We start from the raw sequence: 25,216 nt of genomic DNA, 5'->3' as shown, positions 1-25,216 counted from the left end.
TCCATCGAACCGATCCGTGACCACCCTTGGAGATCCTCATGCGTTCACGTCTGGCCAGAGTTGCGATCCACGCCCTGTCGGGCGCCATCCTTTCGGCGCTGTACGTCGCGCCTGCGGTGGCGCAGGACAGGACAGGCGAGGACATCCAGAAGCTGCAGGCGATCGAAGTCACCGGCTCGCGCATCAAGAAGGCCGAGATCGAAGGCCAGACGCCGGTCCTCACGATCACGTCGAAGGACATCGAGGCGACCGGCCTCGGTTCGATCGGTGACGTGATCCAGCGCCTGTCGGTCAGCGGCTCGTCGCTCAACACCAAGTTCAACTCGGCCGGCAACTTCGGTTTCCCGCCGGACGGCGGCGGTGTCGGCTCGGGCTCGACCACGATCTCGCTGCGCAACCTCGGCGCGAAGCGCACGCTGATCCTCGTCGACGGCCTGCGCTGGGTGAACGAATCGTCGGCGTCGGGCGTCTCCGCCGCGGTCGACCTCAACACGATCCCGGCCAGCGTGGTCGATCGCATCGAGATCCTCAAGGACGGCGCATCGTCGCTGTACGGCTCGGACGCGATCGCCGGCGTGATCAACATCATCACGAAGAAGAAGCAGGACGGTCTCGGCTTCCACGTCTACGGCGGCGACTACTCGACCGGCGACGGCAAGACCTGGTCGGGCAACATCTCGCTCGGCGGCAGCACCGACAAGTTCGACTTCTTCATGGACATCAGCCGTTTCAAGCAGAACGGCATCAGCTCGGGCGCCTGGGACCAGTCGAGCTTCCCGGTGCCTGGCGCCGGCCTGTTCGGAGGCAGTTCCGCGACGCCGACGACGCGCTACCTTTTCGACACGCCCAATGGCGAGGACTTCGGCGGCCTGTGCGCGGGTGGTTTCTGCAACATCACCGCGAATGGCGTGGCACCCCCGGGAGGCGTGCAGCCGTTCCCGGGGGGTTTCCACCAGTGGAGCAATGCCGACCGCTTCAACTTCGCGCCGTACAACCTGCTGCTCACGCCGCAGGAGCGCACGGGCATCTTCGCGCAGGGCACGTACCACATCACCGACCACGTCAACTTCACGCTGAAGGGCCTGTACAACACGCGTGACTCGACCAACCAGGCCGCGCCCGAGCCGATCTTCCTCGGCAAGCAGTTCTGCGCCGCGCGCGACCTCTGCTACAACGTCGGCGTCGACGCGACCAACCCGTACAACCCGTTCGGTTTCTCGCTCGACGCGAGCAGCCCCGACTTCGGCCTCGGACGCCGCGCGGTCGAGGGCGGACCGCGCGTGTTCAAGCAGACGGTCGACACGAAGTACTACACCGCCGGCTTCAACGGCGACTTCAGCTTCTCCGACCATCAGTTCTTCTGGGACGTGAACTACGTCAACAGCACGAACAACGCGCGCCAGACCGTCAACGGCACGTACAACATCCGCCACATCATGAATGCGCTCGGTCCTGTCGACCAGTGCACGGCGCCGTGCGTGCCGCTCAACCTGTTCGGCGGCCCGGGCTCGATCACGCCGGAGATGCTCAACTACATCCAGTTCGTCGAGAACGACCACAGCACGCAGGATCTCGAGGTCTGGACCGCGAACATCTCGGGCAACCTGTTCCAGCTGCCCGCCGGTTCGCTCGACATCGCCGCCGGTTACGAGCATCGCAAGCTCGATGGTTCCTACACGCCGGACGCGGTCGTCGTCGCGGGCGACTCGAACGGCGTGCCGTCCGGCCCGACCAACGGCGGTTACTCGGTCGACGAGTTCTACGTCGAACTCAACGCGCCGCTGCTCGCCGACATGGCGTTCGCCAAGCACCTCGACCTGTCGGTCGCGTCGCGCTGGTCGGACTATTCGAACTTCGGCAACACGACCAACAACAAGTTCGGCTTGCGCTGGCAGCTCGTCGACGACTTCACCCTGCGCGGCACGTGGGCGGAAGGCTTCCGTGCACCGTCGATCGGTGAACTGTTCGGCACGTTCTCGCGCTTCGACGCGCAGTTGTCCGATCCGTGCAGCGGCAACGTGACGGCGAATTGCTCCGCGCTCGGCGTGCCGGCAGGGTTCACGCAGAACAACCCGCAGATCTCGATCATCACCGGCGGCGACCAGCACCTCAAGCCGGAGACGTCGACGAGCCTCACGCTCGGCGGTATCTACAGCCCGGGCTGGGCCGAGAATACGGGCTGGTCGCAGAAGCTCGATTTCGAACTCACGTTCTACAAGCTGCACGTCGACGACGCGATCCAGGCGCCGGACGCGCAGACCCAGCTCGACCGCTGCGTCGCGACGCTCGACCCGCTGTTCTGCACCGGCATCACGCGCGCCGGCAACGGTTCGATCGACGGTTTCAACAACACGTTGCGCAACCTCGGTCGCATCGACACCAAGGGCTACGACCTCGGCGTCAACTGGGTCGGCCCCGAGTGGTCGTGGGGTCACATCGGTGCCAACTGGCAGATCACCTACACGCAGGACTACAAGGCGGTCGCGACCGACACCGGTGCGGCGGAGCCGCGCGCGGTCGGCATCGAAGTCACCGACAGCGGCATCCCGAAGTATCGTTCGACGTTGAGCCTCAACTGGGGCCTGGCCGACTGGAGCGCGAGCTGGACGATGCGCTACATCTCGGACCTGACCGAGCGTTGCAATCCGGATCTCACTGGGGCCGGCGCGGTGTGCAGCAGCCCGTTGCCGGACCTGTCGGGAGGCACCAATCACCTCGGTGCGACGACCTATCATGATGTGCGCGTGAGCTGGAAGCTGCCGGTGCGCTACGACATGAGCATCTCCGGCGGCATCAACAACATCTTCGACAAGGATCCGCCCGTCTGCGTGTCGTGCTCGCTCAACGGCTACGACGCGTCGACCTACGACCTGCCGGGCCGCTTCACCTACATCGAGGCGAGCGTGAAGTTCTGATCGTCACCGCTTGATGGGGAAAGGGAAGGGCCGCCTCGTGCGGCCCTTTTCTTTTTGGCGCCGAGTGGAAAATGCCATCTATGGACGGATAGGATGCCTTGCCCTCGACGGGCGCTCCCGCATGGGCGCGGAGCAGGTCACCACCAAGGAGAGTATCGATGACCCTGAACAGGATCACCACGGCGATCGCATGCGCCGGCCTCTGCGTCGGCGGAACGGCACACGCGGGCGAGTTCATCGCCGCGCGCGCGCCGGCGGTACCGCACCAGTACATCGTGGTGCTGGACCACGACCCCGGCAAGGCACTGGAGAAGGTCGGCGCGCCGCTGGCGCGCGCGTTGACCGAACGTCGTGCCGCGGTGACGACCGTATGGAACTCGGCGTTGAACGGTTTCGTGATGACCGCGACGAGCGAAAAGACCGCGATGGCCATCGCCAAGGTGCCCGGCGTGCTCACGGTCGAGCCCGACTACGTCGCGCAGCTACAGGCGACGCAGACCGGCGCGCCACGCGGCCTCGACCTCGTCGACCAGCGCAGCCTGACGACGAACGGTACCTACGTGTACAACTACACCGCGCCGGCCGTGCACGCCTACGTGATCGACTCGGGCATCCGCACGACGCACGCCGATTTCGGCGGCCGCGCGACCGCCGATGCGAACTTCGCCAACGACAATGCGGCCAACGATCCGTTCAACCACGGCACGGGCGTCGCGAGCGTGATCGGCGGCAGCACCTACGGCGTCGCCAAGCAGGCGCGCCTGCACTCCGTGCGCGTGTTCGACAGTGCCGGCCAGGGAACGGCGAGCCAGGTCGTGTCCGGGCTCAACTGGGTCAACGCGAACGGCCTGCATCCGGGCGTGGTGAACCTCAGCCTGCAGTTCGGCCCGTCGACCGCGCTCGACAACGCGCTCAAGACGGTCATCGCGAGCGGCTTCTTCGCCTCGGTGTCCGCGGGCAATCGCGCCTCGACGACGATCGAAGGCTTCGACGACGCGTGCGCGATGTCGCCGTCGCGCGTGCCGGAGGCGTTCACCGTCGCCGACGCGGCGATCTATTCGTTCCGCGGTCCCTGCGTCGACCTGTTCGCGCCGGGCTCGGCCATTCCCGTCGCGTCGTCCGGCTCGGACACCGCGATCAAGTCGGGCACGGGGACTTCCTACTCGGCACCGCATGCGGCCGGCGCGGCCGCGCTCGCGCTCCAGCAGTATCCAAGCCTTACGCCGAACCAGCTGTCGTGGGAACTCATCGGGCGATCGTCGAAGAACCTGCTCACCGAAACCAATGGCTGGCACTTGTACGGATCGCCGAATCGCTGGCTGTACACGCTGCCGCTCGGCTATTCGGCGGTGCCGAGCCAGCCGGCGGCGCTCGTGCGCGACGCCTGTTTCGCGCCGAACTATTTCGTCGACTGGCAAGGTGGCGCGGTCAACGCGTCCAATACCGCGACCTACTACGAACTGCAGCGCTCCACGACCTCTACATTCTCGAGCGTATCAAGCACGTACACCGACGGCAGCCTTGCCGACGGCTACGCCCAGTTCAATTCGGGTACGCCGCTGTATTTCCGGGTGCGCGCCTGCAACAGCGTCGGTTGCAGCGCATTCCGGGGTAGCGGCAACGCGAGCTGCAACTGACGATCACGGCGGGCGCGCCTCAGGGCGCGCCCGCTGCACGCTCCATCGTCGCGGCCGCGGGCATGAGGATGCTCGCGGCGATCGGCAGGTGGTCGGACACCGGGTGCGGCAGCGCCCAGCGCTTCTCCACTTCGATGTCGCGCGAGACGAGGATGTGGTCGATCGCGCGCGTCGGCCGCCAGCTCGGGAACGTCGCCGGCGCGTGGTCGGGACGCACGAGCGAGGTGCGCGCGTACAGCAGGTCGAGTTCCTTGCCTTGCGCGGGCGTGTTGAGGTCGCCCATCAGCACCGCATGCGGATGCTGGCCGATGAGTTCGGCGAGGAACGCGAGCTGGCGCGCGCGCGCGGCCGGGCCGAGCGAGAGGTGCGCGATGATGACGACGAGCGAGGCGTCGCCGTTGCCGAAGCGCACCCACAGCGCGCCGCGGCCGGGGATGCGCCCGGGCAGGGGGTAGTCGAGCACTTCGTCCGGATGCAACCGTGCGAGCAGGCCATTGCTCGACGTCGCGAGGCGCGACACGCGCCGGTTCGGCTGGTGCGTCCAGTAGGGGAAGCGCGCCGCTTCGGCGAGGTATTGCGTCTGGTTGAGGAAACCCGAACGCAGGCTGCCCGCGTCCGCTTCCTGCAGGCCGACGAGATCGAAGTCGCCGATCACGCGCGCGAGGCCATCGAGGTTCGCGCGCTTGCCGTGCGGCAGCACGTGTTTCCAGCTGTGCGTGACGTAGTCGCGATAGCGCTTGACGCTGCCGCCGGCGAGGATGTTGCAGCTGAGCAGATTCAGCCGTCGCGCGTCGGACCCGGTGCGGGCGGCGAGGTGGGTCATGACGCGAGGCTAACCAGCGTGCGCGGCAGCGGCAAGCGCCGCATGCGGCGCATGGCCGGCGCCACGCGTGGGCGCGCCGGCGGCGTTGCGCCGATGCACGGCGCTATTTCTTCTTCGCGGCGGCCTTGGCCGGCTTCGCATGCTCGTCGTGTTCCTTCTTCACGAGGTAGTCGACCAGCTGGATCATCTGCGGATAGCCGCCCGCCGACTGCCCCGACAGGCGGTACTTGCCCGCGACGAGGATGCTCGGCGTGCCGTCGACGCCGGCGCCGCGCACGACCTCGGCTGCGTGCTGCAGCTTGCTCTCGACTTCGAACGAGGCGGCCGAGGACAGGAACTTCGCCTTGTCGACGCCGTGGCTCGCGTAGAAACCGGCGAGGTCGTCGATCGTGCGCAGCGGCAGGTGGTCGCGGTGCAGCGCGTCGAACAGCGCCTGGTGGGTCTGCTCCAGCACGCCGAGCGACTGCGCCGCGTAGAACGCGCGCGCGTACGGCTCCCACTGCGCGTTGAAGATCGCCGGCATGTAGCTGAACGCGGCGTAGTCGGGCAGCGACTGCTTGACCTGCTCGGCGTACGGCTGGAAGTGCGCGCAGTGCGGGCACGCGTACGAGAACACTTCGAGCACCTCGACCTTGTCGCCGCTGGTGGTCGGCTGCGGCGGATCGATCACGAAATAGTGCTTGCCCGCTTCCCAGGTCGTCGGCGCCGCGGCGGCCGGTTCGTCCGCGGTCGCGGTCGATGCCAGCAGCAGGCCGGCGAGCAGGAAGCCCAGTTGTTTCAGCATGACGGTGTCCTTCGGATGGAACGCGTTCGATGGGCCGCGGCGATCAGTGCTTCTTCGCCGCGGATTCCTGTTTCACGAGCTGCAGCGCGATCTCGACCATCTGGTCGAAGCCGATGCCCTTGTCCGGGTTCGCGACGATGCGGTACTTGCCGTTGACGACCAGCGTCGGCGTCTGGTCGACGCCGTACTTCGCTTCCATCTCGCGGATCTTCGCGATGCGACCGTCGATCACGAACGACTGCATCGTCGAGACGAAGCTCTCCTTGTTCGCGCCGTAGCCGGCGTAGAAGCCGGCGATGTCGTCGAGCGAGTTGAGCGGGCGGCGGTCGCGGTAGATCGCGTCGAACAGCGCCTGGTGCGTCTTGTCGACGAGGCCGAGGTCCTTGGCGACGTAGAAGCCGCGCGCGAACGCGACCCAGCGCGGCTGGAAGTCGGCCGGCATCAGCACGAACTCGGCGTTCTTCGGCAGCTTCGCCTTGAGCGCCTCCGCGTACGGCTGGAAGTGTGCGCAGTGCGGGCACGCGTAGGAGAACACCTCGAGCACCTCGATCTTGCTGCCGGTGCTCGTCGGCACCGGCGGATCGATCGGCTGCCAGGCCGTGCCGGCCTCCCACTTCGTGGCGGGTTCGTCGGCCGCATGGGCGAACACCGCGCAGAACAGGCCGGTGACCAGGATCAGACTGCGCATGAACATCGTGTTCTCCTCGCGGGCGACGATCGAAGGGCCTTACTTGGCGCCGGCGTCCTTCTCGATCAGGAACTTGACCAGCGGGGCGATCTTGTCGATGCCGCCGGCGCTGACGGCGGTCAGGCGGTACTTGCCGTTGACGACGAGCGTCGGCGTGGAATCGACACCGTACGCCTTCAGCAGCGCGTCGGCGCGCTTCATCTTCGTGTTGATCGCGAACGAACCCGCGGTCGCGGTGAACTCGTCGGCCTTAACGCCGAACTTGGCGTAGGCCTTGGCGACGTCCTCGATGGTCGGCATCGGGCTCACCGGCTTGTGCGTCTTGGCGTCGCTGATGCGCAGCGTGCCTTCGTCCTTCCAGACGAGGTCGAACGTCGCGTCGTGCGTCTTGTCGAGCACGCCGAGCGCCTGCGCGGTGTAGAACGCGCGCTGGAACACCGGCCAGTCCTCGTCCGGGCGGAACGACGCGGGCAGGTAGACGAGCTCGGTGTTCGCGGGCAGCGCCGCCTTGAGCTTCTGCATCGTGGCCTGGAACATGTTGCAGGCGGGGCAGGCGTAGGAGAACACCTCGACCACTTCGGCCTTGTCGCCGGTCGAAGTCGGCTGCGGCGGCTCGACCGCGAAGTAGTGCGTGCCCGCCTCGAAGGTGTCGGCGGCGTGCGCGGCGGTGGCGAAGGCGGCGCCGAGCAGCAGCGCGGACGCGGTCTGGAACAGGCCCTTCAACATCGAGGATCTCCTGGAGCGTGGAACAGGGGACGGCGCGGGCGCCGCACGATCGGCGGCGCGAGTCTCGATGCGGGCCGCTGAACGCGACTGCAATCCGTCGCGCCCCGCTTGGATCACTTCGCGGCGGTCTGGGTTCCCGCAGCCGTGTGCAGGCCTTCGACGTAGGACGCGATCGCGTTGATGTCGGCGTCGCCGAGCTTCTGCGCGATCGCCGGCATCACCTTCGCGTTCGCGTCGTCGCCCCAGGTCGTGCCGGCCTTCCAGTCCTTGAGCTTGGTCGCGACGTAGTCGGTCCACTGGCCGCCGAGCTGCGGGAAGCCCGCGCCGGCCATGCCGCGGCCGTCGGGTCCGTGGCAGGCCATGCAGGCCGGCACGCCGAGCTTGACGTCGCCGGCGCGGTACAGCGCCTGGCCGCGCTCGACGAGCTTGTCGTCGGCGACGCCCGGCAGCGAAGTCTTGCCGGCGAAGTAGGCGCCGATGTCGTGCATGTCCTGCTCGCTCAACGTCGCGGCGAAGCCCATCATGATCGGATTCTGGCGCTTCTGGCTCTTGAACAGCGTGATCTGGCGCGCGATGTACGCTTCGTTCTGGCCGGCCAGCTTCGGATACTGCTTGTCGGTCGGGTTGCCGTCGATGCCGTGGCAGGCACCGCACGCGGCCGACTTCGACTCGCCGGCCTTGGCGTCACCGAGGATCGGGCCGGCGTGTGCCGGAGCGGCTTCCGCGTGTGCCGGCGCCGCCGGTTCGCTCGGCGCGGTCTGCGCCTGTGCCGCGCCGGCGGCCAGCGCCGTCAGGGCGAGCAGGGACTGAACAAAGACGCGCCGAAAGCTCATACACTCACTCCGCAAACCCGTGGGATGACCGCGAACCCGCCTTGCGCGTGCCGGCTCGGCGACGCGGGCGAAAACCGCGGAATTATCCCCGCGACTCCGAAGGCGGTCAAACCATCGCAACGCCGGCACGCGTGGCCGACGCCGCGCACCGACCCCATCCGCAAAGGCCGACGTGTCCGCCCAGTCCGCAAATCCGTTCCGCAAGGCGCAGTTCCTGGTCAGCGCGAACCGCCTCGAGCAGTTGCCCGCCGACGACGGCGCCGAAGTCGCGTTCGCCGGCCGCTCGAACGCGGGCAAGTCGAGCGCGCTCAATGCGATCTGCGACCAGCAGGGCCTCGCGCGCACCTCGAAGACGCCCGGCCGCACGCAGCTGCTCAACGTGTTCCCGGTCGGCGATCCCGCGGCCCGCCTGGTCGACCTGCCCGGCTACGGCTACGCGAAGGTGCCCGAGGCGATGCGCCTGCACTGGCGTGGCGTCATCGACACCTACCTGCGCAACCGCGCCTCGCTCAAGGGCCTCGTGCTCGTCATGGATGCGCGCCATCCGCTCAAGGAGTTCGACCGCCACATGCTCGAATTCGGCGCAGCGAGCGGCCGCGCCTGCCATTGCCTGCTGACCAAGGCGGACAAACTGTCGCGCAGCGAGGGCCTGCGCACGCTCGCCGCGGTGCGCAAGGAACTGGCGACGTTCGCGCCCGAGGCGACCGCGCAGCTGTTCTCCTCGCTGGCGAAGACCGGCCTCGACGAGGCGCGCTCGCTCGTCGCGGGGTGGCTCGACCTCTGAGGCAGCGCGCCGGCGCACCGTCGACACGAGCCGACGCGTTCGCGGGTCCGAGGGCTTTTGTTCGGACCACGCATCCCCATTTCCGCCGACCACCCCCAGCGAGGTAGACCGATGTCCGGCCCGAGCAGCGTCAAGGACGAACCGATCCGCGGGCGCGACCAGCTGGTCGGCTACCTCGCCGAGGGCGAGAAGCCCGCCGCCGCGTGGCGCATCGGCACCGAGCACGAGAAGTTCGGTTTCCGCCTCGACGACCTGCGCCCGCCGACCTGGGAAGGGGAGCGCGGCATCGGCGTGCTGCTCGAGGGCATGACGCGCTTCGGCTGGCAGCGGGTCGAGGAGGACGGCAAGCTCATCGCGCTCGTGCGCGACAACGCCTCGGTCACGCTCGAACCCGCGGGCCAGCTCGAACTGTCGGGCGCGCCGCTCGAGACGATCCACGACACCTGCTGCGAGGTCGCCTGCCACCTGCAGGAAGTGAAGACCGTCGCCGACGACTTGCGGGTCGGCTTCCTCGGCATGGGTTTCCAGCCGAAGTGGCGCCGCGAGGACATGCCGTGGATGCCGAAGGGCCGCTACAAGATCATGCGCGAGTACATGCCGAAGGTCGGTTCCCTCGGCCTCGACATGATGACGCGTACCTGCACCGTGCAGGTGAACCTCGATTATTCGAGCGAAGCGGACATGGTGAAGAAGTTCCGTGTCGCGCTCGCGCTGCAGCCGGTGGCGACCGCGCTGTTCGCCGACTCGCCGTTCACCGAAGGCAAGCCGAACGGCTACCAGAGCTACCGCTCGCACATCTGGACCGACACCGATCCCCACCGCACCGGCATGCTCGACTTCGTGTTCGAGGACGGTTTCGGCTACGAGCGCTACGTCGACTACCTGCTCGACGTGCCGATGTATTTCAGCTATCGCGAAGGTCGCTACATCGATCTCTCCGGGCGGAGCTTCCGCAAGTTCCTCGCCGGCGAACTCGACGACCTGCCGGGCGCGCGCGCGACCCTGCGCGACTGGGCCGACCACACGACCACCGCATTCCCTGAAGTGCGCCTCAAGAAGTACCTCGAGATGCGCGGCGCCGACGGCGGCCCGTGGAACCGCCTGTGCGCGCTGCCTGCGTTCTGGGTCGGCCTGCTCTACGACCAGGCGTCGCTCGACGCCGCGTGGGACCTGGTCAAGGATTTCACGCGCGAGGAGCGCCACGCGCTGCGCGACGGCGTGCCGAAGCATGCGCTGAAACTGCCCGCGCGCCTCGGTGGCACGCGAGCGACCGTGCGCGAACTCGCCGGCGAGGCGTTGAAGATCTCCGCGCAGGGACTCGCGCGGCGCGCGCGCACGAATCGGCACGGCGCCGACGAATCGATGTTCCTCGACATCCTCGCGCAGATCGTCGACGCGAACCAGACGCCGGCCGAGCGCAAGCTCGAGCTGTTCCACGGCGAGTGGAACGGCGACATCGACCGCGTGTTCCGCGAGTTCGCCTACTGAGCGTCGCCGCTCAGCGACAGAGGTCGGCGTGCTGCGCGTCGCGGATGAGGCAGTTGCGCACGCCGGTCGCCTTGCCGCGCTGTTCCGCCGACGGCGCCTGCGCCACGCGCGGGGCGCCGCGCAGGCGCATCTCGCGCGCGATGCTCCAGTCGATCGTGACGATCGCCTGCGCCTGCGTCGTTTCGCCGTTCTTCGTCGCCGCGGCGTAGGTCCACGAGCGCACCGCGGCGACGGCGGCGCGATCGAGCGACGGCGTGCCGCTCGAAGTGTAGATGCTGGCGTCGATCGGCGAGCCGTCGGTCGCGACCGTCACGATCACGTCGACCGAGCCTTGCCGGCCTTGCGCGTACGCCTCGTCGGGATAGGCCGGCAGCACGCGCTTGAGCACGCGCGGCGGGCGGAAACGCGCGCCGCGCGCGCTGCCTTCGCCGCGACCATCGCTGCCCACCGCGGATCCGGCGAGTGGCGCAGCGGTCGCCGCGCCGGTCGCGCTCGCTTCGCTCGTGCTCGCCGCGCCGCTCGCGACGATGGTTTCGCGGCCTTCGTCGACGACGCGCGCGGCGCGCGTCGGCGCGGCGACGGCTTCGCGTCGGGGCGCCGCGGAAGCGGTCGTCGGAACGTGTGCGCGCACCGCGGCATGCGCTTCCTTGACGGCTTGCTGCTGGTCGCTGGCGACGTCCGAGCTGGTCAGGTCGACCAGGATCATCTGCGCAACTTCCCTGCGCAGCGGCGCGCCGTACGGCGAAGCGAGCAGGCCGAGCAGCAGCGCGACGTGCGCGGCCACGGTGATGATCACCGCGCGCCAGTCGGTGCGCGACGCGGCGGGACGGTGGCGCGAATGGCGGTACGGCAGGCGGCTGGCGACGACCATGTCGGTGCTCCCCGGATTGCCCGGCACCACTCTACGACAATCCTCGTATACGGGCAATCGCCCGCGGATCAGGCCGCGCTGACGTCGCGCAGCGACCAGTGCTTGCCGACCAGCAGGGTCATGCGGTGCTTGATCACCGCGTGCGGCAGCGAGCTGCGCACGTCGACGCTGACGTGCACGTCGGACTGGTGCGCCTCGACCGTCGCCGTCGGATCGCTCGCGCCGAGGCCGGGGTCGACCGCGTCGGGATCGGGTTGCATCGCCTTCCAGCGCTGCCACAACACGGGGTCGCGCAGCGCCTGCTGCAACAGTGCGGCGAAGCTTTCCGCGGAGCCGCCCTGGAAAGACAGTTCGTGCGATTCGCCGCGCGCCTTCGGCAGGTCGTCGATGGTGAAGATGTAGCGCTGTACGGTGGCCATGGGCATCCCTTGCAGGTCGTTCGGTTCGAGTCTAGCAGCGCGAACTGTACGCGGCGCGAACGCCGCCGCGGCGGCGAGCAGGCTCGCCGCGCAGGACCGTCCGACGTAGCGCAGCTGCACCGACGCGGCGAGCACGCACATCGGCAATGCGTAGCTCCACGCGCTCGCGGCCAGCGCGAGCGCGGCGACGCCGATGGGTTGCTGCCGCCACGCGCGCGGCAGCGCGACGAGACCGAGCAGCAGCCACGGCCACGCGGCGAGCCACGCCAGCGACGCGCGTCGCCCGGCGAGATGCATCAGCGTGCGATGCAATGCACCGGCGTTCGCCGGTACGGGCGGGTTGTCGCCGTACGCGTACTCACCGTCCTCGTAGATGAGGCCGCGCGGCCAGTCCGCGCCGTGCGCGCCGAACAGCGCGGCCGACACGCGCAACCGGTGCGCGAGCCAGGCGACCGGCTCCGCGCGGATCGCATCGAAGCAGCGACGACGCAGTTCGCGCAGCTGCGCCTCGTCGAGCGGCGGCTCGAACGGCTGGCGGATGCCGTGCCGCGCGCCCGTGAGCAACGGCAGTGCACTCCACGGCCTGAAGGCGGCGCCGATCTGCGGAACGCCAGCGCATGCAGCGCGAAGACGGCGCGGGGACCGTCCGCGAGGTGCTGCGAAACACGCCATGCGAGCGTGAATGCGGGCGGCACGATGTCGTTGCCGCCGCCGCCGCGCGCCTGCCACCACGCGTAGGCGGAGTCGTACGACATCTGTCCCGGCCACCAGCCGGCGAGATCGAAGGCGAAGCCGCAGGCGGCGAGCAGCCAGCCCCACGCGACGACGTCGCGCGGGATCGCGCGCGGCTCAGCGCGCATGCGCATCGATCGGCGCGAGGTCGGCGCCACCGTGCTCGAGCACGCCGAGCAACGGTGCGTCGATGCGCGCGTGCAACGTCGCTATGTTGTCGTCGGCGACCGCCATCGCGGGGTCGACGCGGTTGGCGATCCAGCCGGCGAGGCGGCAGCCGTCGGCCTCGATCGCGCGCGCGCTCAGCAGCGCGTGGTTGATGCAGCCTAGGCGCAGGCCGACGACGAGCACGACGTCGAGGTCGAGTGCGCGTGCGACGTCGGCCTGCATGAGGGAGTCGGAAAGCGGCGCCATCCAGCCGCCGACGCCTTCGACGACGACGCGGTCGGCGCGCGCGCGCAGCATGTCGAACGCCACGCGGATCGGCGCCAGCACGATCTCGTCGCCGACCGCGCGTGCCGCGAGGTGCGGCGCGATCGGCGGTGCGAACGCGTACGGGTTGCAGGTCGAATAAGCGGGCGCGGGGTCGCTCGCCGCGATCAGCGCGAGCGCGTCCTCGTTGCGCAGACCGTCGGCGGTCGCCTCGCAGCCGCTCGCGACCGGCTTCATGCCGCTGGCGCGCACGCCGCGCGCGCGCAACGCGCGCAGCAGGGCGACGCCGGCGCGCGTCTTGCCGATGCCGGTGTCGGTGCCGGTGACGAACAGGTCGCGCGCGGCGTTCACGATCGGCGTCCGGCGCGCCGGGCGAGGCGGCGCGGGCTTGCGTGGTCGATCGGGTCGGATGCGCTCATGCGATTGTCGGGCGGTGCGGGCGCGCAGTATGCGTCACGCCGGCGACGCGGCGCGATACAATGCGACTTCCGCCTCGTGGGATCGCGCATGTTTGCCGCTGCTCCGATCGAAGCCGCCGACAAGGCGGGACTGTACGCCGAACTGGCCGCGCAGGCGCGCGGCCTGCTGCACGGCGAACGCGACCGCGTCGCCAACGCCGCCAATTTCGCCGCGCTCGCCTGGCACGCGCTGCCGCGGATCAACTGGTGCGGCTTCTACTTCTTCGACGGTCGCGAACTCGTCGTCGGTCCGTTCCAGGGCAAGCCCGCCTGCGTGCGCATCGCGCTCGGCAAGGGCGTCTGCGGCACCGCGGCGGCGACGCGCGAAACGCAGGTCGTGCGCGACGTGCACGCGTTCCCCGGCCACATCGCCTGCGACGGTGCGTCGCGTTCGGAGATCGTCGTGCCGCTGGTCGATGCGGCCGGCACGCTCGTCGGCGTGTGGGACGTCGACAGCCCGGACCTCGCGCGCTTCGACGACGAGGACCGCGCGGGCATGGAAACACTGTGCAGCGTGTTCCTCGACGCGCTGCGCTGATCGTCAACCTTCGGACCTGGGAGCCGCGGCATGAGCGCGCGCGATGTGAAGATCCGCAATGTCGGGCCGAAGTCGGCCGCGTGGCTACGCCAGGTCGGCGTGCGCACGACCGAAGACCTCGCACGCATCGGTCCGGTCGAGACGTTCCTCAAGGTCAAGCGCGCCGGCTTCCGGCCGAGCTTGAACCTGCTCTATTCGATGGCCGGCGCGCTCGCCGACTGCCACTGGGCGGACCTGCCCGAGGAGCAGAAGCAGGAGCTGCTGCTCGCGCTCGACGCGGCGGAATCGGCGAACCCGATCAAGACGCGCTGGGAGAAGCAGAAGGCCGCGAGCGAACCGGGCGCCACGCCGCGCGGCGCCGACGATGCCGCTGGCGAATCCGCGCCGGCGAGCCTGTTCGACGAGCCCGACGACGAGGATCGCTCGTCAGGCGGCGGCGACGCGGATCGCGAACTCAGCCGCTTCGAGTAGGGGCGGGGCGAGCGGAAACGCGAGTGTCGCCGCGTCCGGCGACGCGATCGACCGGCGGCGCGCTTCGTGCGCACGCCATGCGTGCGCTCAGCGCACCGCCGCGTAGTCGCGCGCGTTCGCGTCCCAGTCCGGCGTTGCGCGGATCCTCGGCAGCACGTCCTCGACGCGCGCGACGCTGGTCCACAACGCGCGATGCTGCGGGTTCATGAAGCGTTGCTCGATCGTCTGTTCGAGGAAGCGCTCGAGCGGCGCGTAGAAGCCGTCGACGTCGAGCAACACGATCGGCTTCAGGTACAGCGCGAGGCGCTTCAGCGTCATCGCCTCGAACAGTTCCTCGAGCGTGCCGCAGCCGCCCGGCAGCGCGACCACCGCGTCGGAACCGGCGAGCAGGCGATGCTTGCGCTCGCGCATGTCTTCGACCACTTCGAGGTTGGCGAGGCCCGGATGCTGCCATTCCACCTCGGTCATGAAGCGCGGAATGATGCCGATCACCTCGCCGCCCGAGGCGAGCGCGCCGTTCGCCAGCGAACCCATGAGGCCGGCCGCGCCGCCGCCGTAGACGAGCGTGCAGCGCGCCTCGGCGATCGCCCGACCGAGCGCGGACGCGGCATCGTGGTAGCGGCGGTCGACGTGTTCGCTGGACGCGCAGTAGACGCAGATGCGCATGGGGCCTCCCGATCGTGCGGGCCGCAGTGTAGTGCGCGACCGAGACGTGGTCACGAGCGGCGCGCGCGGGCGCGCCGCTCGCGCGGCGTCAGTCGAAGCCGTCGGCGAAGATCAGGTCGGCGCACTCGAACGCCTGGCGCGCGTCGACCACGACGTGGAATTCGGCGTCGGCCGGCATCGTGGCGCCGTCCTGGTTGAACACCGACCAGCGGCTGCCGGTGTACCAGACGCCGATCTGGTGGCCGTTGAACACGCCCTGTCCCGCGCTCTGCGTGACGTGCACCTGCGCGCAGGCGTTGCCATTGAGCAGAGGATGGTCGAGCAGCGTGTAGTTGCCGGCGATGTTGCCGGGCGCTGCGAGATGCCGGTACGCGTTCGCACTCGGCGGCTGCCAATACACGTCGTAGCCACCGCCTTCGCCCATCGCGGTCGAATCGAGGTGCGAGACGAACCAGCTGCCGGGCCCGCCGAAAGAGAGATAGAACACGCCGAACGGATGCACGTCGTCGAACAGACTGCCGCCCGGGTCGAGCGAGTTGCGCGTGACGAGGAGGATGCGGTCGGGTTCGTCGTCGAGGCCGCTCGCGGACAGGCGCGTGGTGTCGCCGCTGACGTTCGCCGCGGTCGCCAGGTGGGCGAAATTGCCGTCGCCCGCAGCCGGCGCGAATATGTTGAAACGCACGTCGTCGGCGAACGGCGCGAGGTCCTCGTCGCGCAGCGACCAGTGCGACGCGACGCTGCTGTAGAGCGCGCTGACCGGATGGTTCCAGTAGAGGCCGACGGCGCCAGGCGGATTCCAGTTCGCGGTCAGCTGCGGCCGTCGCGCCGGCTGCGCATCGACGCTCGCGTCGTCGAGCACGCTCGCTGCGCTCGACGAGGCATTGTGGACGCGATGCAGGAACGTCGCGTCGCCGAACTCGAGCGCGCCGATGTCGGCGAGGTTGCCGCTGCCCTTGAAGCGGCGCAGGCCGGCACCGTCGGTGCGCGCGAGCCCGGCCGCGGCGAGCAGGTTCGCGAGCGCGGTGCCGTCGGCGGCGTCGATCGCCGGCGAGCCGGCGTTGAGCCAAGGGTTGCCCGGCGCGCCGCGCAGCAGCGGATCGGCGTTGACCGTGCCCGCACCCGGCGTGATGCCGCTCGTGCTGCCGTCGTGCAGCAGGTTGTGGTCGTTGCCGATGCTGCCGCCGCCGCTGTTCGAGTAGGCGAGGTTGAGGATGTTGCCGGCGAGCAGGTTGTTGGCGATGCGCCCGCCGAGCGTCGCGCCCGTGCCACCGAAGACGTCGATGCCGCTGTAGGCTCCGGTCACGCTGTTGTTGAACGCCTGCAGCACGAGACTGCCGAAGTAGGCATCCGCGCGGATGCCTTGGGCGTCGCCCACCGTGTGCAGCGGCGTGACGACGTTGTCGACGACGTAGGCGGTCAGGCTGCCGCTGCCGCTGCCGCCGATCGAGCCCTGGCGCAGGTCGATGCTGCCGTAGGCCGAGCCGCCGCGGATCCAATTGCCGTCGACGCGCACGACGTGCGTGCGGTTCGCGCTCAACACGAGGATGCCGCTCGCCCACAGGCCCGCCGCGTCGATGTGGTTCTCGTGGATGCGGCCGCTGCTGCTGCCGCTCTGCGTGTCGAGCACCTGCAGCGCCGCGTGGATCGCGCCGTCGTAGGTGCCCCAGGCGAACGCGAGCTCGTTCTCGCCGATGTCGTATTCGAGCGGCGTCGTCGCCGAGTTGTACAGCGAGATCTGCGCCGCGCCGATCGCGATCGGCGCGAGCACGCGCACGCGCCGGATGCGCACGCCGACGTTACCGCCGCTGTGGGTCACGTAGACGAAGCCGCGCTGCAGCGTCAGGCCTTCGACCGCGTAGTCGCCGTCGCCGGCCGCGGTCACCGAGATCGAGCGATCGGCCGCGAGCTCGGGCGCGTAGCCGTTCGCCGCGCGCAAGGTCAACGGCACGCCGAAGCCGAGGTCCTCGTCGATCGTCGCGTCGATCGCGACTTCGACCGTGTCGCCGCCGGCGGCGCCCGCGATGCACGCCTGCAGCGTTCCGCCGTTGCACGGCGCGGTGGTCGGCCAGGTGCGCGTCGCCGCCGCGGCGAAGGCCGGCAGCAGGAACAGCACGGCCGCAGCCAGGCGATGATGATGTGACATGGAGATAGCCCTCGTCGTTCCCCTGTGAAGGGACGATAGCGCCACCGCGGCCGCGCATGTGCCGATCCACGGCGCAGACGCACCGCCAACCGCGTCACGAAACGCGGGGATCCGACCGCCATGCCGCCGATGCCCGGCGCGTCGCGGTACGCGGGCGCGAGAGCACCTTCCGGCATTGCACGCCGACGCGCTTCGCGCCAAAGTCCGGAGCAGTGTCGAAGGGGACGATCATGCACTACCTGAATCGGTTCGCAGGTATTCCGGCAACGCTGCTGCTGCTTTCATCGACGGCGGACGCGCAGAACAACGCGCTGCAGTTCGACGGCAGCAACGATCGCGTGCAGGTCGCACTGCCGACGATCTTCGGCAATCCGGCCGCGAACTCCTTCTCCGCGTCGTTGTGGCTGCGGCCGGATGGCAGCGCGACGCAACGCGTGTTCTTCGCGCAGAAGAACGTCAACGAGTTCGCCACCATCCTGCTCAGCGGCGGCAACGTGCCCTTCTTCTACGTGCGCACGACGAGCGGCCAGGCGAGCGTGACCACCGCTGGTTCCCTGCCGACCGGCCAGTGGTCGCACCTGGCGGTGAGCTGGGATGCGGCATCGTCCACGGCGCGGATGTTCATCGGCGGCAGCGAGGTCGCCACGACCGCCGGCGGCAGCTCGTCGACCGGGATCGACGGCATGCTCACGCTCGGCAGTCGCACCGACGGCGCGCAGCCGCTCAACGGCGCGCTCGACGGATTCCGCCTCTGGTCGACGGCGCTGACACCGGCGCAGGTACGCGCCGAGGCCCTGTCAACCTGCGGCGCCGGCGCGCCGCTCGTTGCGTCCTGGGATTTCGACGTCGGTACCGCCGGCGGCGACAACACGGGCCTGACCACCTTGCCCGACGGCAGCGGCGCTGGCTACGACGGCACCCTGCTGAATTTCGCGTTGACCGGCGGCACCTCGAACTGGATCGCATCGCCGGTCACGCGCACGGCGCCGGCACTGGTGTTCGATCCGCCGCTGCCGCCGATCCTGTCGACCGGCGAGGACGGCTCGGGCTACACCGGCACCGTCGTGCTCGCGGCGCCGCCGGCCGGCGACGTGAGCGTGAGCATCACCTCGAGCAATCCCGCCGAAGGCGTCGCGACGCCGGCTGCGCTGACCTTCGCCGCCGACCAGTGGAACGTGCCGCAAGCCGTGTCGATCGTCGGCGTCGACGATGCGGTCATCGACGGGCCGGTCGTCTATAACGTGTCGTTCGCGGTGCAAGCCACCGACGCGTGCTACGGCGCGCTTTCGTTCGACCTCGGCGCCAGCAACGCGGACGACGATTTCACCACGGTCGCCGTGTCCGGCGTGGCAGGTCCGGAAGGCGACGCCGGCTCGAGCGCGTTCACGTTCGACCTCACCCTCGCCGACCCGGTACCGGGTGGCGTTTCGGTGACGTACGGGACGGTCGATGGAACCGCGCACGCGGGTACCGACTACGTCGCGACGAGCGGTTCGGTGACGTTCGCGGGCGTGGCCGGCGAAGTGCAGCAGGTCAGCGTGCCGATCATCGGCAACCTCGTCGCGCAGGGTGATCGCACGTTCTCGCTGCATGCGCTGGCGAGTTCGAACCCGCAGGTCATGCTCGATCCGGACCAGGCCGACGGCGTCATCGTCGACGACGACGTGGACGTCGGCGTTTCGCTCGACGACGGCGTCGTCGCGGTCACGCCGGGGCAGGCGCTCGTCTACCAGCTGGTGGTGGGCAACCACAGCCCGACGCTCGGCGCCGGCACCGTGCACGTCACCTTCGGTAGCGCGCCGGCGCTCGACGCGGTGAGCTGGACCTGCATCGGCGTCGGCGGCGCCACGTGCGCGCCGAGCGGCAGCGGCACGCTGGACGAATCGATCGTGCTGCCGGCGGGGGGCAGCGCCGCGTTCGCGATCAGCGCGCACGCGCCCGAGTTCGACGGCGTCCCGTTGGTCGCGTCGGCGCAGGCGACGCTCAGCGGCGGCATCGTCGACAGCCAGCCGGGCGACAACCAGGCCGCGGACGTCGACGCCGGTCCCGCGGGCATCTTCACGGACGGCTTCGACGGCAACTGAGCCACGGCACCCGCACGCGCGTCGGGTCAGCGCCGCGCGCGCGCCTTCGCCTTCGGTGGTTTCGCCTTCGGTGCGGGCAGCAGGCGTTGCAGCGCGAGGAGCAGGTCGTGCAGCCGCCCGGGCTCGTCGAGCAGTTCGTCGGCGAGCGCGTACGGCTTGCTGCCCGGGAACAGCGGCTGCTGCGGCAGGTCGTCGAGCAGCGCGGCGGTTTGCGCCACGCGCTTGAGGAACAGGCTGTTGTCGGCGCAGAACGCGACGATGGTGCCGTCGACGTACAGGCCGTACTCGCCGAACATGCGCCGCACCGCCAGCCGCTCTCCGAGGCCGGCCTGCTCGGCGACGTAATCGACGAACTCGCGGTCGGTCGCCACGGCGGCGCTTACTCCACCGTCACGCTCTTGGCGAGGTTGCGCGGCTGGTCGACGTCGGTGCCGCGCAGCACAGCGACGTGGTACGCGAGCAGCTGCAGCGGTACCGTGAACACCGCCGGCGCGATGAGATTGCCGCCCGATGCGACCTTGAGCACCGCCCCGCGCTCGCCGTCCTGCTTCACCGGCGCGTCGGTGTCGGCGAACACGAACAGTTCGCCGCCGCGCGCGCGCACTTCCTCGAGGTTGGACTTGAGCTTCTCGAGCAGCTGGTTGTTCGGCGCGACCGTGATGACCGGCATGTCCTCGTCGACGAGAGCGAGCGGGCCGTGCTTGAGTTCGCCGGCCGGATACGCCTCGGCGTGGATGTAGGAGATTTCCTTGAGCTTGAGCGCGCCTTCGAGCGCGACCGGGTAGTGCACGCCGCGGCCGAGGAACAGCGCGTGGTGCTTGGGCACGAAGCGCTCGGCGAGTCGCGCGATTTCCGGTTCGAGCTTGAGCACCTCGCCGATCACGCGCGGCAGGGTCGCGAGTTCGGCGACGAGCCTGGCGTACTTGTCGGCGGCGATGCCGTTGATGCGCGCGAGTTCGATCGCGAGCAGGGCGAGCGCGGCGAGCTGGGTCGTGAACGCCTTGGTCGAGGCGACGCCGATCTCCGGGCCCGCGCGCGTCATCAGCACGAGGTCGGACTCGCGCACGAGGCTCGACTCGGGCACGTTGCAGATCGCCAGCGAGCCGAGGTAGCCGCGATTGCGCCCGTCGCGCAGCGCGGCGAGCGTGTCGGCGGTCTCGCCCGACTGCGACACGGCGAGGAACAGCGTGCCTTCCGGCACGACCACGCGCCGGTAGCGGTATTCGCTCGCGACCTCGACGCTGCACGGCAGGCCGACCAGGCCTTCGAGCCAGTAACGCGCGACGAGGCCGGCGTGATAGCTCGTGCCGCAGGCGACGATCTGCACGTGCCTGACGCGCTGGAGCAGCCGGTCGGCGTCGACGCCGAAGATGTTCGGCAGCACGCGTCCTTCGGCGATGCGGCCTTCGAGCGTGTCGGCGATCGCGCGCGGCTGCTCGAAGATCTCCTTGAGCATGTAGTGGCGGTACTCGCCGCGCTCGACCGCGTCGGCGGACAGTTCGCTCTTGCGCTCGGCGCGCTCGACCGGCGCGCCGTCGGCGTCGTAGATCGCGCAGCCGCCGCGGCTGATCTCGGCGACGTCGCCTTCCTCGAGGTACTTGAAGCGGTTGGTCTGCTTGATCAGCGCCTGCACGTCCGAACCGAGGAAATACTCGCCGTCGCCGAGGCCGGCGACGAGCGGGCTGCCGCGGCGCGCGCCGACGATGCGGTCGGGCGTGTCGCGGTTCATCACCGCGATCGCGTAGGCGCCGTGCAGGCGCCGCGTCGCCGCGATGACCGCCTCGCGCAGGCCGGCGCCGCCGGCAATCGCGTCCTCGACCAGGTGCGCGATCACTTCGGTGTCGGTCTCCGACTCGAAGCGGTACCCCTTCGCCTTGAGTTCCTCGCGCAGGTCCGCGTGGTTCTCGATGATGCCGTTGTGCACGACCGCGACGCGCTCGCTCGACACGTGCGGGTGCGCGTTGCTCGTGCTCGGCGCGCCGTGCGTGGCCCAGCGCGTGTGCGCGATGCCGGTGACGCCGGCGACCGGCGCAGCCTGGTACAGCGCTTCGAGTTCACGCACCTTGCCGACCGCACGCACGCGCGCGAGGCGGCCGTCCTCCAGCACGGAAATGCCGGCCGAGTCGTAGCCGCGATACTCGAGTGCCTTGAGACCGGCGATCAGCACCGGCACCACGTCGCGGGCCGCGGTCGCGGCGACGATTCCACACATGCGGGCCTTCCTCGGCTGGGGATCGGGGTCGCCGGGCTCGCCTTGCCGGCGTCGCCCCGCGCTGCCAAGATGATAAACCGACCGGTCGTGGCACGGGCATGGCGCAGGCATGGCGCGACGATGGCGCGCGCCTCGCTTCGGGGTGCCGCGGTGCCGGCGGATCGGCGGTTCCCTGGACGGAGACGAGCGGATGTTGCGGGCGCTGCGGCGACAGTCGATACGCTGGCTCACCCTGCTGGTGCTGCTCGAACTCGCGTCGCTCACGCTCGGCGTGCAGCTCGCGGCGCACCTGCGCTATTTCGCCGATGCGCCGGCACTGGCCGGCTTCGCCGGGCACCTGTGGCCGCGCGCGCTGCTGTTCGCGGTCGTGCTCGTGCTCGGCATGTCCGCGCTCGGGCTCTACCAGCAGCACCTGCGCGAGAGCTGGTTCGGCCTGTTCGCGCGCCAGCTGGTCGGTTTCGCTCTGGGCGTGGTCGGTCTCATCACGATCTACTACCTGTTCCCGGCGACGGAGATCGGCCGCGGCGTGTTCGCGATCGCGCTCGTGCTCGGGTTCGCCGCGGTGCAGGGCTGGCGCGTGCTGATCGCGCGCCTCGTCGACATCGAATCGCTCAAGCGGCGCGTGCTCGTGCTCGGAGCGGGCACCCACGCGGCGACGATCCCGCAGCGCATGCGCCGGCGCACCGACCGGCGCGGCTTCATCATCCTCGGCTACGTGCGCATGGGCGAGGAAACCGTGTGCGTGCCGGAAGAGCGGCTGCTCGCGGTCGAGGGCAGCCTGCGCGCGTTCGCCGAGCAGCTGCAGGTCAACGAGATCGTGGTCGGCCCCGACGATCGCCGCCGCGGGCTGCCGATGGACGAGCTGCTCGACTGCAAGCAGGCCGGCATCGCGGTCAGCAACCTCGCCTCGTTCTTCGAGCGCGAACTGGGCATCGTCAAGCTGTCGCTGGTCGAGCCGTCGTGGCTCGTGTTCTCGCACGGCTTCGACAATTCGCCGCTGCGCCACGCGATCAAGCGCGTGTTCGACGTGTCGATCGCGCTGGTCGTGCTCGTGTTCGCGTGGCCGTTCATGCTGCTCGTCGCGCTCGCGATCCGGCTCGAATCCGGCGCCGGCCAGCCGATCCTGTACCGGCAGGAACGCGTCGGCGAGCACGGCCATGTGTTCGCACTGGCGAAATTCCGCAGCATGCGCACCGACGCCGAGCGCGACGGCGTCGCCCGCTGGGCGACGCGCGACGACGATCGCGTCACGCGCGTCGGCCGCTTCATCCGCCGCACGCGCCTGGACGAACTGCCGCAGCTGTGGAACATCCTGCGTGGCGACATGAGCGTGATCGGGCCGCGGCCCGAGCGCCCGCAGATCGTCGCCGACCTCGCGCGGCAGATCCGCTACTACAACCTGCGCCACTGCGTGAAACCCGGCCTCGCCGGCTGGGCGCAGCTGCGCTACCCGTACGGCGCTTCGGTCGACGACGCGGTCGAGAAGCTCAAGTACGACCTGTTCTACGTGAAGAACCACGACCTGCTGTTCGACCTCACGATCCTCGTGCAGACGGTCGAGGTCGTGCTGTTCGGCCGCGGCGCGCGCTGACCGGCGACTCAGTGCGCGGCCGGCTCGGGCGCCGGTGGATGCGCGCTCGCGACGCGCAGCGGGCGCAGCTTCGAGCTGTACCAGTCGCTGACCTTGCCGTCGTTGAAGGCGATCCACGACGGGCCGTAGTCCCAGCGCTGCGGGCTTTCCATGACCGGGCGACCCTCGAGCGCGCGCACGGTCGCCGCGTCGGTGCCGAGGATGATGAGTCCGGCCAGGTTGGCCGTGGGCGCGGTCGCAGTCGCACCGACGGGGCGCCCGGGTGCGGCGCTGCCGTCCACGTCGACGGTGCCGTCGAACACGCCGCTGCTCCACGCGGCCCAGAGCAGGCCACCGACGAGGGCGAGCCAGAGCCAGCGGCGCGATCCGCGCGCGGGACGCGCCTCCTCGTTCAGCGGTTGCGCGACGCGGCCGGCGCGCGGCATCGGCGCACGCGGCGCCGAATGCGTGCCGCCGGGCAGGCGGCCGTAACGGCGATGGAACGTGCTCGCGGCGTTGTAGGCCGCGGTGAGTTCCTGCAGGCGCGCGGCATCGGCAGGGTCGGCGTCCGCGCCACGGCGATCCGGGTGGAGTTCGGCGACGCGGCGCCGGTAGGCGGCCTTGAGCTCGTCCAGCGTGCAGCCGGGCTTGAGCCCCAACTGCTGGTAGAGCGCGAAGAAATCGGCCTTGTCGAGCACGCTTGCCCCCGAACGGTCTGCCCGGTCCGGTCCGGCCGACACGGGGCGCGGACCCCGTTCCCCGAACGGGCGCAGCGCGATTCTACCTGTTGCCGCGCGGGCCGACCGGCCCCCACTGGCGCACCAGGGCGTGCCTCGCTTAGATTGGCGGTCCGGCGCTAAAATGTGAACTGCGTCACCTTTCCGGGGTCGAAAGAGTGGCGTGACCGGCGCGCAGGCCAGCCGCCGGGCCGGACGAACGGCACCCGGCTGGCCCGACACGCGCATCGCAAGGGACGGATTCATGACGATCGGGGCAGGGTCAGTGGCGGTGGACGCGCCGGCGAAGGTCGATGCCGCGACGTGGGTCGACCGGGTCGACACGCTCGACCCCGCCGATTTCCGCGCGCGCTACCTCGAGCCGCGCCGCCCGGTCGTGCTGCGCAGCGCGCTCGAGCAATGGAGCGCGCCGGACCGGTTCACGCCGGCGTTCTTCCTCGAACGCTATGCCGACCGTCCGGTGCGCATTCGCGGCCGGCACTACCGCCTCGGCGAGGTGATCGCGCTGCAACAGGCGTCGAGCGAGGCGCAACCCGCGCCGTACCCGTGCACGTTCGCCGACTGCGCCGATCTCATGGCCGACGTCACCCCGCGGTTCCCGTGCAGCCTGCCGAACCGGCACACGAGCCCGTTCATGCCGAAGTCGGTGTTCGACCTCGTCAACCACCTTGAGATCTTCTTCGGCGGGCCGGGCGGCGAATTCCCGTACCTGCACTACGACATGCTGCGCATGCACGCGTGGATCGCGCAGGTGCACGGCGACAAGGAATTCACGTTGTACGAGCGTGGCCAGGAGCACCTGCTGTACGTGCACCCGGAGATGCCGTGGATGTCGCGCGTCGACGACCTGCACGACGCGCGACGCTGGCCACTGCTGCAGCAGGCGCGCCGGCACCGCGTCGTGCTGCGCGCCGGCGACGCGCTGTTCATCCCGTGCGGCACCTGGCACACCGCGCGCTGCCTCACGATGAACATCACGGTCGCGTTCGACCAGCTCGAATCGAGCAACTGGCGCGAGTTCGTGCGCGACGTCGTCGCCGAGGAACACCGCAAGGGCCACGCCGCGCGCGCACGCTGGCTGGGCTTGTATCTCGGCCTGCTCGGGCCGATGCTGACGCTCGCCGAACGCTGCGGCGCGAATCGCCGCGCGGACTGGGGTATGGCGCGCCTGCACTGATCGAATCGCCGGCGCAGCGCCGGCCGCA

General features: G+C 69.8%; 22 protein-coding genes. 9 read left to right on the top strand and 13 right to left on the bottom strand.

Going from position 1 to position 25,216, the window contains the following annotated elements; all coding sequences use genetic code 11:
- The first annotated feature begins 38 nt into the window (after positions 1–38).
- On the top strand, positions 39–2,915 hold the full coding sequence (locus tag FHW12_RS06715) for a TonB-dependent receptor (RefSeq protein WP_182530247.1): 2,877 nt from the start codon (positions 39–41) through the stop codon (positions 2,913–2,915).
- 158 nt (positions 2,916–3,073) lie between these two features.
- Complete coding sequence (locus FHW12_RS06710; RefSeq protein WP_182530246.1) at positions 3,074–4,552, top strand: S8 family peptidase; 1,479 nt, start codon at positions 3,074–3,076, stop codon at positions 4,550–4,552.
- Between the two features lie 19 nt (positions 4,553–4,571).
- On the opposite strand, the gene FHW12_RS06705 is transcribed toward FHW12_RS06710, so the two are convergent.
- From FHW12_RS06705 to FHW12_RS06685, 5 genes are all read right to left on the bottom strand, one after another.
- Complete coding sequence (locus FHW12_RS06705; protein ID WP_182530245.1) at positions 4,572–5,375, bottom strand: endonuclease/exonuclease/phosphatase family protein; 804 nt, start codon at positions 5,373–5,375, stop codon at positions 4,572–4,574.
- 103 nt (positions 5,376–5,478) lie between these two features.
- A complete protein-coding gene (locus FHW12_RS06700; protein ID WP_182530244.1) occupies positions 5,479–6,159 on the bottom strand; it encodes a thiol:disulfide interchange protein DsbA/DsbL in 681 nt (226 codons plus the stop codon).
- A 43-nt stretch (positions 6,160–6,202) separates the two neighbouring features.
- Entirely contained in the window at positions 6,203–6,853 is a 651-nt protein-coding gene (locus FHW12_RS06695) for a thiol:disulfide interchange protein DsbA/DsbL (protein WP_182530243.1), read from the bottom strand.
- Positions 6,854–6,886: 33 nt separating this feature from the next.
- On the bottom strand, positions 6,887–7,573 hold the full coding sequence (locus tag FHW12_RS06690) for a thiol:disulfide interchange protein DsbA/DsbL (protein WP_182530242.1): 687 nt from the start codon (positions 7,571–7,573) through the stop codon (positions 6,887–6,889).
- 113 nt (positions 7,574–7,686) lie between these two features.
- Positions 7,687–8,406: a c-type cytochrome gene (locus FHW12_RS06685; RefSeq protein WP_182530241.1), complete on the bottom strand. Its 720-nt coding sequence runs from the start codon at positions 8,404–8,406 to the stop codon at positions 7,687–7,689.
- A 172-nt stretch (positions 8,407–8,578) separates the two neighbouring features.
- On the opposite strand from FHW12_RS06685, the gene yihA reads away from it, so the two are divergent.
- Together yihA and FHW12_RS06675 are read left to right on the top strand one after the other, a co-directional pair.
- Positions 8,579–9,190 (top strand): ribosome biogenesis GTP-binding protein YihA/YsxC, encoded by a 612-nt coding sequence (gene yihA / locus FHW12_RS06680; protein ID WP_182530240.1) that lies wholly within the window; start codon positions 8,579–8,581, stop codon positions 9,188–9,190.
- Positions 9,191–9,301: 111 nt separating this feature from the next.
- Positions 9,302–10,678: a glutamate--cysteine ligase gene (locus tag FHW12_RS06675; protein ID WP_182530239.1), complete on the top strand. Its 1,377-nt coding sequence runs from the start codon at positions 9,302–9,304 to the stop codon at positions 10,676–10,678.
- 10 nt (positions 10,679–10,688) lie between these two features.
- Here the strand turns inward: FHW12_RS06675 and FHW12_RS06670 are convergent, their stop codons facing one another.
- The 3 genes from FHW12_RS06670 to bioD all read right to left on the bottom strand — a co-directional run bounded on the left by FHW12_RS06670 (position 10,689) and on the right by bioD (position 13,483).
- On the bottom strand, positions 10,689–11,549 hold the full coding sequence (locus tag FHW12_RS06670) for an energy transducer TonB (RefSeq protein WP_182530238.1): 861 nt from the start codon (positions 11,547–11,549) through the stop codon (positions 10,689–10,691).
- Positions 11,550–11,617: 68 nt separating this feature from the next.
- Positions 11,618–12,532 carry a hypothetical protein gene (locus tag FHW12_RS21210; protein WP_259392919.1) on the bottom strand — a complete coding sequence of 305 codons (915 nt, stop codon included), beginning with the start codon at positions 12,530–12,532 and terminating at the stop codon, positions 11,618–11,620.
- A gap of 285 nt (positions 12,533–12,817) precedes the next feature.
- A complete protein-coding gene (bioD, locus tag FHW12_RS06660; protein ID WP_310735174.1) occupies positions 12,818–13,483 on the bottom strand; it encodes a dethiobiotin synthase in 666 nt (221 codons plus the stop codon).
- A 156-nt stretch (positions 13,484–13,639) separates the two neighbouring features.
- Here bioD and FHW12_RS06655 point away from each other — a divergent pair, with 156 nt between their 5' ends.
- Entirely contained in the window at positions 13,640–14,128 is a 489-nt protein-coding gene (locus tag FHW12_RS06655; protein WP_182530237.1) for a GAF domain-containing protein, read from the top strand.
- Positions 14,129–14,158: 30 nt separating this feature from the next.
- A complete protein-coding gene (locus FHW12_RS06650; protein WP_182530236.1) occupies positions 14,159–14,599 on the top strand; it encodes a TfoX/Sxy family protein in 441 nt (146 codons plus the stop codon).
- An 87-nt stretch (positions 14,600–14,686) separates the two neighbouring features.
- Here the strand turns inward: FHW12_RS06650 and FHW12_RS06645 are convergent, their stop codons facing one another.
- A complete protein-coding gene (locus tag FHW12_RS06645) occupies positions 14,687–15,265 on the bottom strand; it encodes a TIGR00730 family Rossman fold protein (protein ID WP_182530235.1) in 579 nt (192 codons plus the stop codon).
- An 88-nt stretch (positions 15,266–15,353) separates the two neighbouring features.
- On the bottom strand, positions 15,354–17,408 hold the full coding sequence (locus FHW12_RS06640) for a DUF7452 domain-containing protein (protein WP_182530234.1): 2,055 nt from the start codon (positions 17,406–17,408) through the stop codon (positions 15,354–15,356).
- A 230-nt stretch (positions 17,409–17,638) separates the two neighbouring features.
- Here FHW12_RS06640 and FHW12_RS06635 point away from each other — a divergent pair, with 230 nt between their 5' ends.
- A complete protein-coding gene (locus FHW12_RS06635; protein WP_182530233.1) occupies positions 17,639–19,492 on the top strand; it encodes a LamG-like jellyroll fold domain-containing protein in 1,854 nt (617 codons plus the stop codon).
- A gap of 26 nt (positions 19,493–19,518) precedes the next feature.
- Here the strand turns inward: FHW12_RS06635 and FHW12_RS06630 are convergent, their stop codons facing one another.
- Complete coding sequence (locus FHW12_RS06630; protein ID WP_182530232.1) at positions 19,519–19,863, bottom strand: TfoX/Sxy family protein; 345 nt, start codon at positions 19,861–19,863, stop codon at positions 19,519–19,521.
- Between the two features lie 8 nt (positions 19,864–19,871).
- Positions 19,872–21,704 carry a glutamine--fructose-6-phosphate transaminase (isomerizing) gene (gene glmS, locus FHW12_RS06625; RefSeq protein WP_182530231.1) on the bottom strand — a complete coding sequence of 611 codons (1,833 nt, stop codon included), beginning with the start codon at positions 21,702–21,704 and terminating at the stop codon, positions 19,872–19,874.
- A 190-nt stretch (positions 21,705–21,894) separates the two neighbouring features.
- Here glmS and FHW12_RS06620 point away from each other — a divergent pair, with 190 nt between their 5' ends.
- Positions 21,895–23,295, top strand: coding sequence for a TIGR03013 family XrtA/PEP-CTERM system glycosyltransferase (locus FHW12_RS06620; protein ID WP_182530230.1), 1,401 nt, complete (start codon positions 21,895–21,897; stop codon positions 23,293–23,295).
- Between the two features lie 8 nt (positions 23,296–23,303).
- Here FHW12_RS06620 and FHW12_RS06615 read toward each other — a convergent pair whose 3' ends face one another.
- Positions 23,304–23,972 carry a J domain-containing protein gene (locus tag FHW12_RS06615; protein ID WP_220484360.1) on the bottom strand — a complete coding sequence of 223 codons (669 nt, stop codon included), beginning with the start codon at positions 23,970–23,972 and terminating at the stop codon, positions 23,304–23,306.
- Positions 23,973–24,255: 283 nt separating this feature from the next.
- Between FHW12_RS06615 and FHW12_RS06610 the strand changes: the two genes are divergently transcribed.
- Complete coding sequence (locus FHW12_RS06610; RefSeq protein ID WP_182530229.1) at positions 24,256–25,188, top strand: cupin-like domain-containing protein; 933 nt, start codon at positions 24,256–24,258, stop codon at positions 25,186–25,188.
- Positions 25,189–25,216 lie beyond the last annotated feature (28 nt).

The sequence above is a fragment of the Dokdonella fugitiva genome (assembly GCF_014138265.1).
In the GTDB taxonomy this organism is placed as follows: Bacteria; Pseudomonadota; Gammaproteobacteria; order Xanthomonadales; family Rhodanobacteraceae; genus Dokdonella_A; species Dokdonella_A fugitiva_A.
Note: the sequence above shows the minus strand (reverse complement) of the source record. Positions and strands in the feature narration are given on the sequence as shown.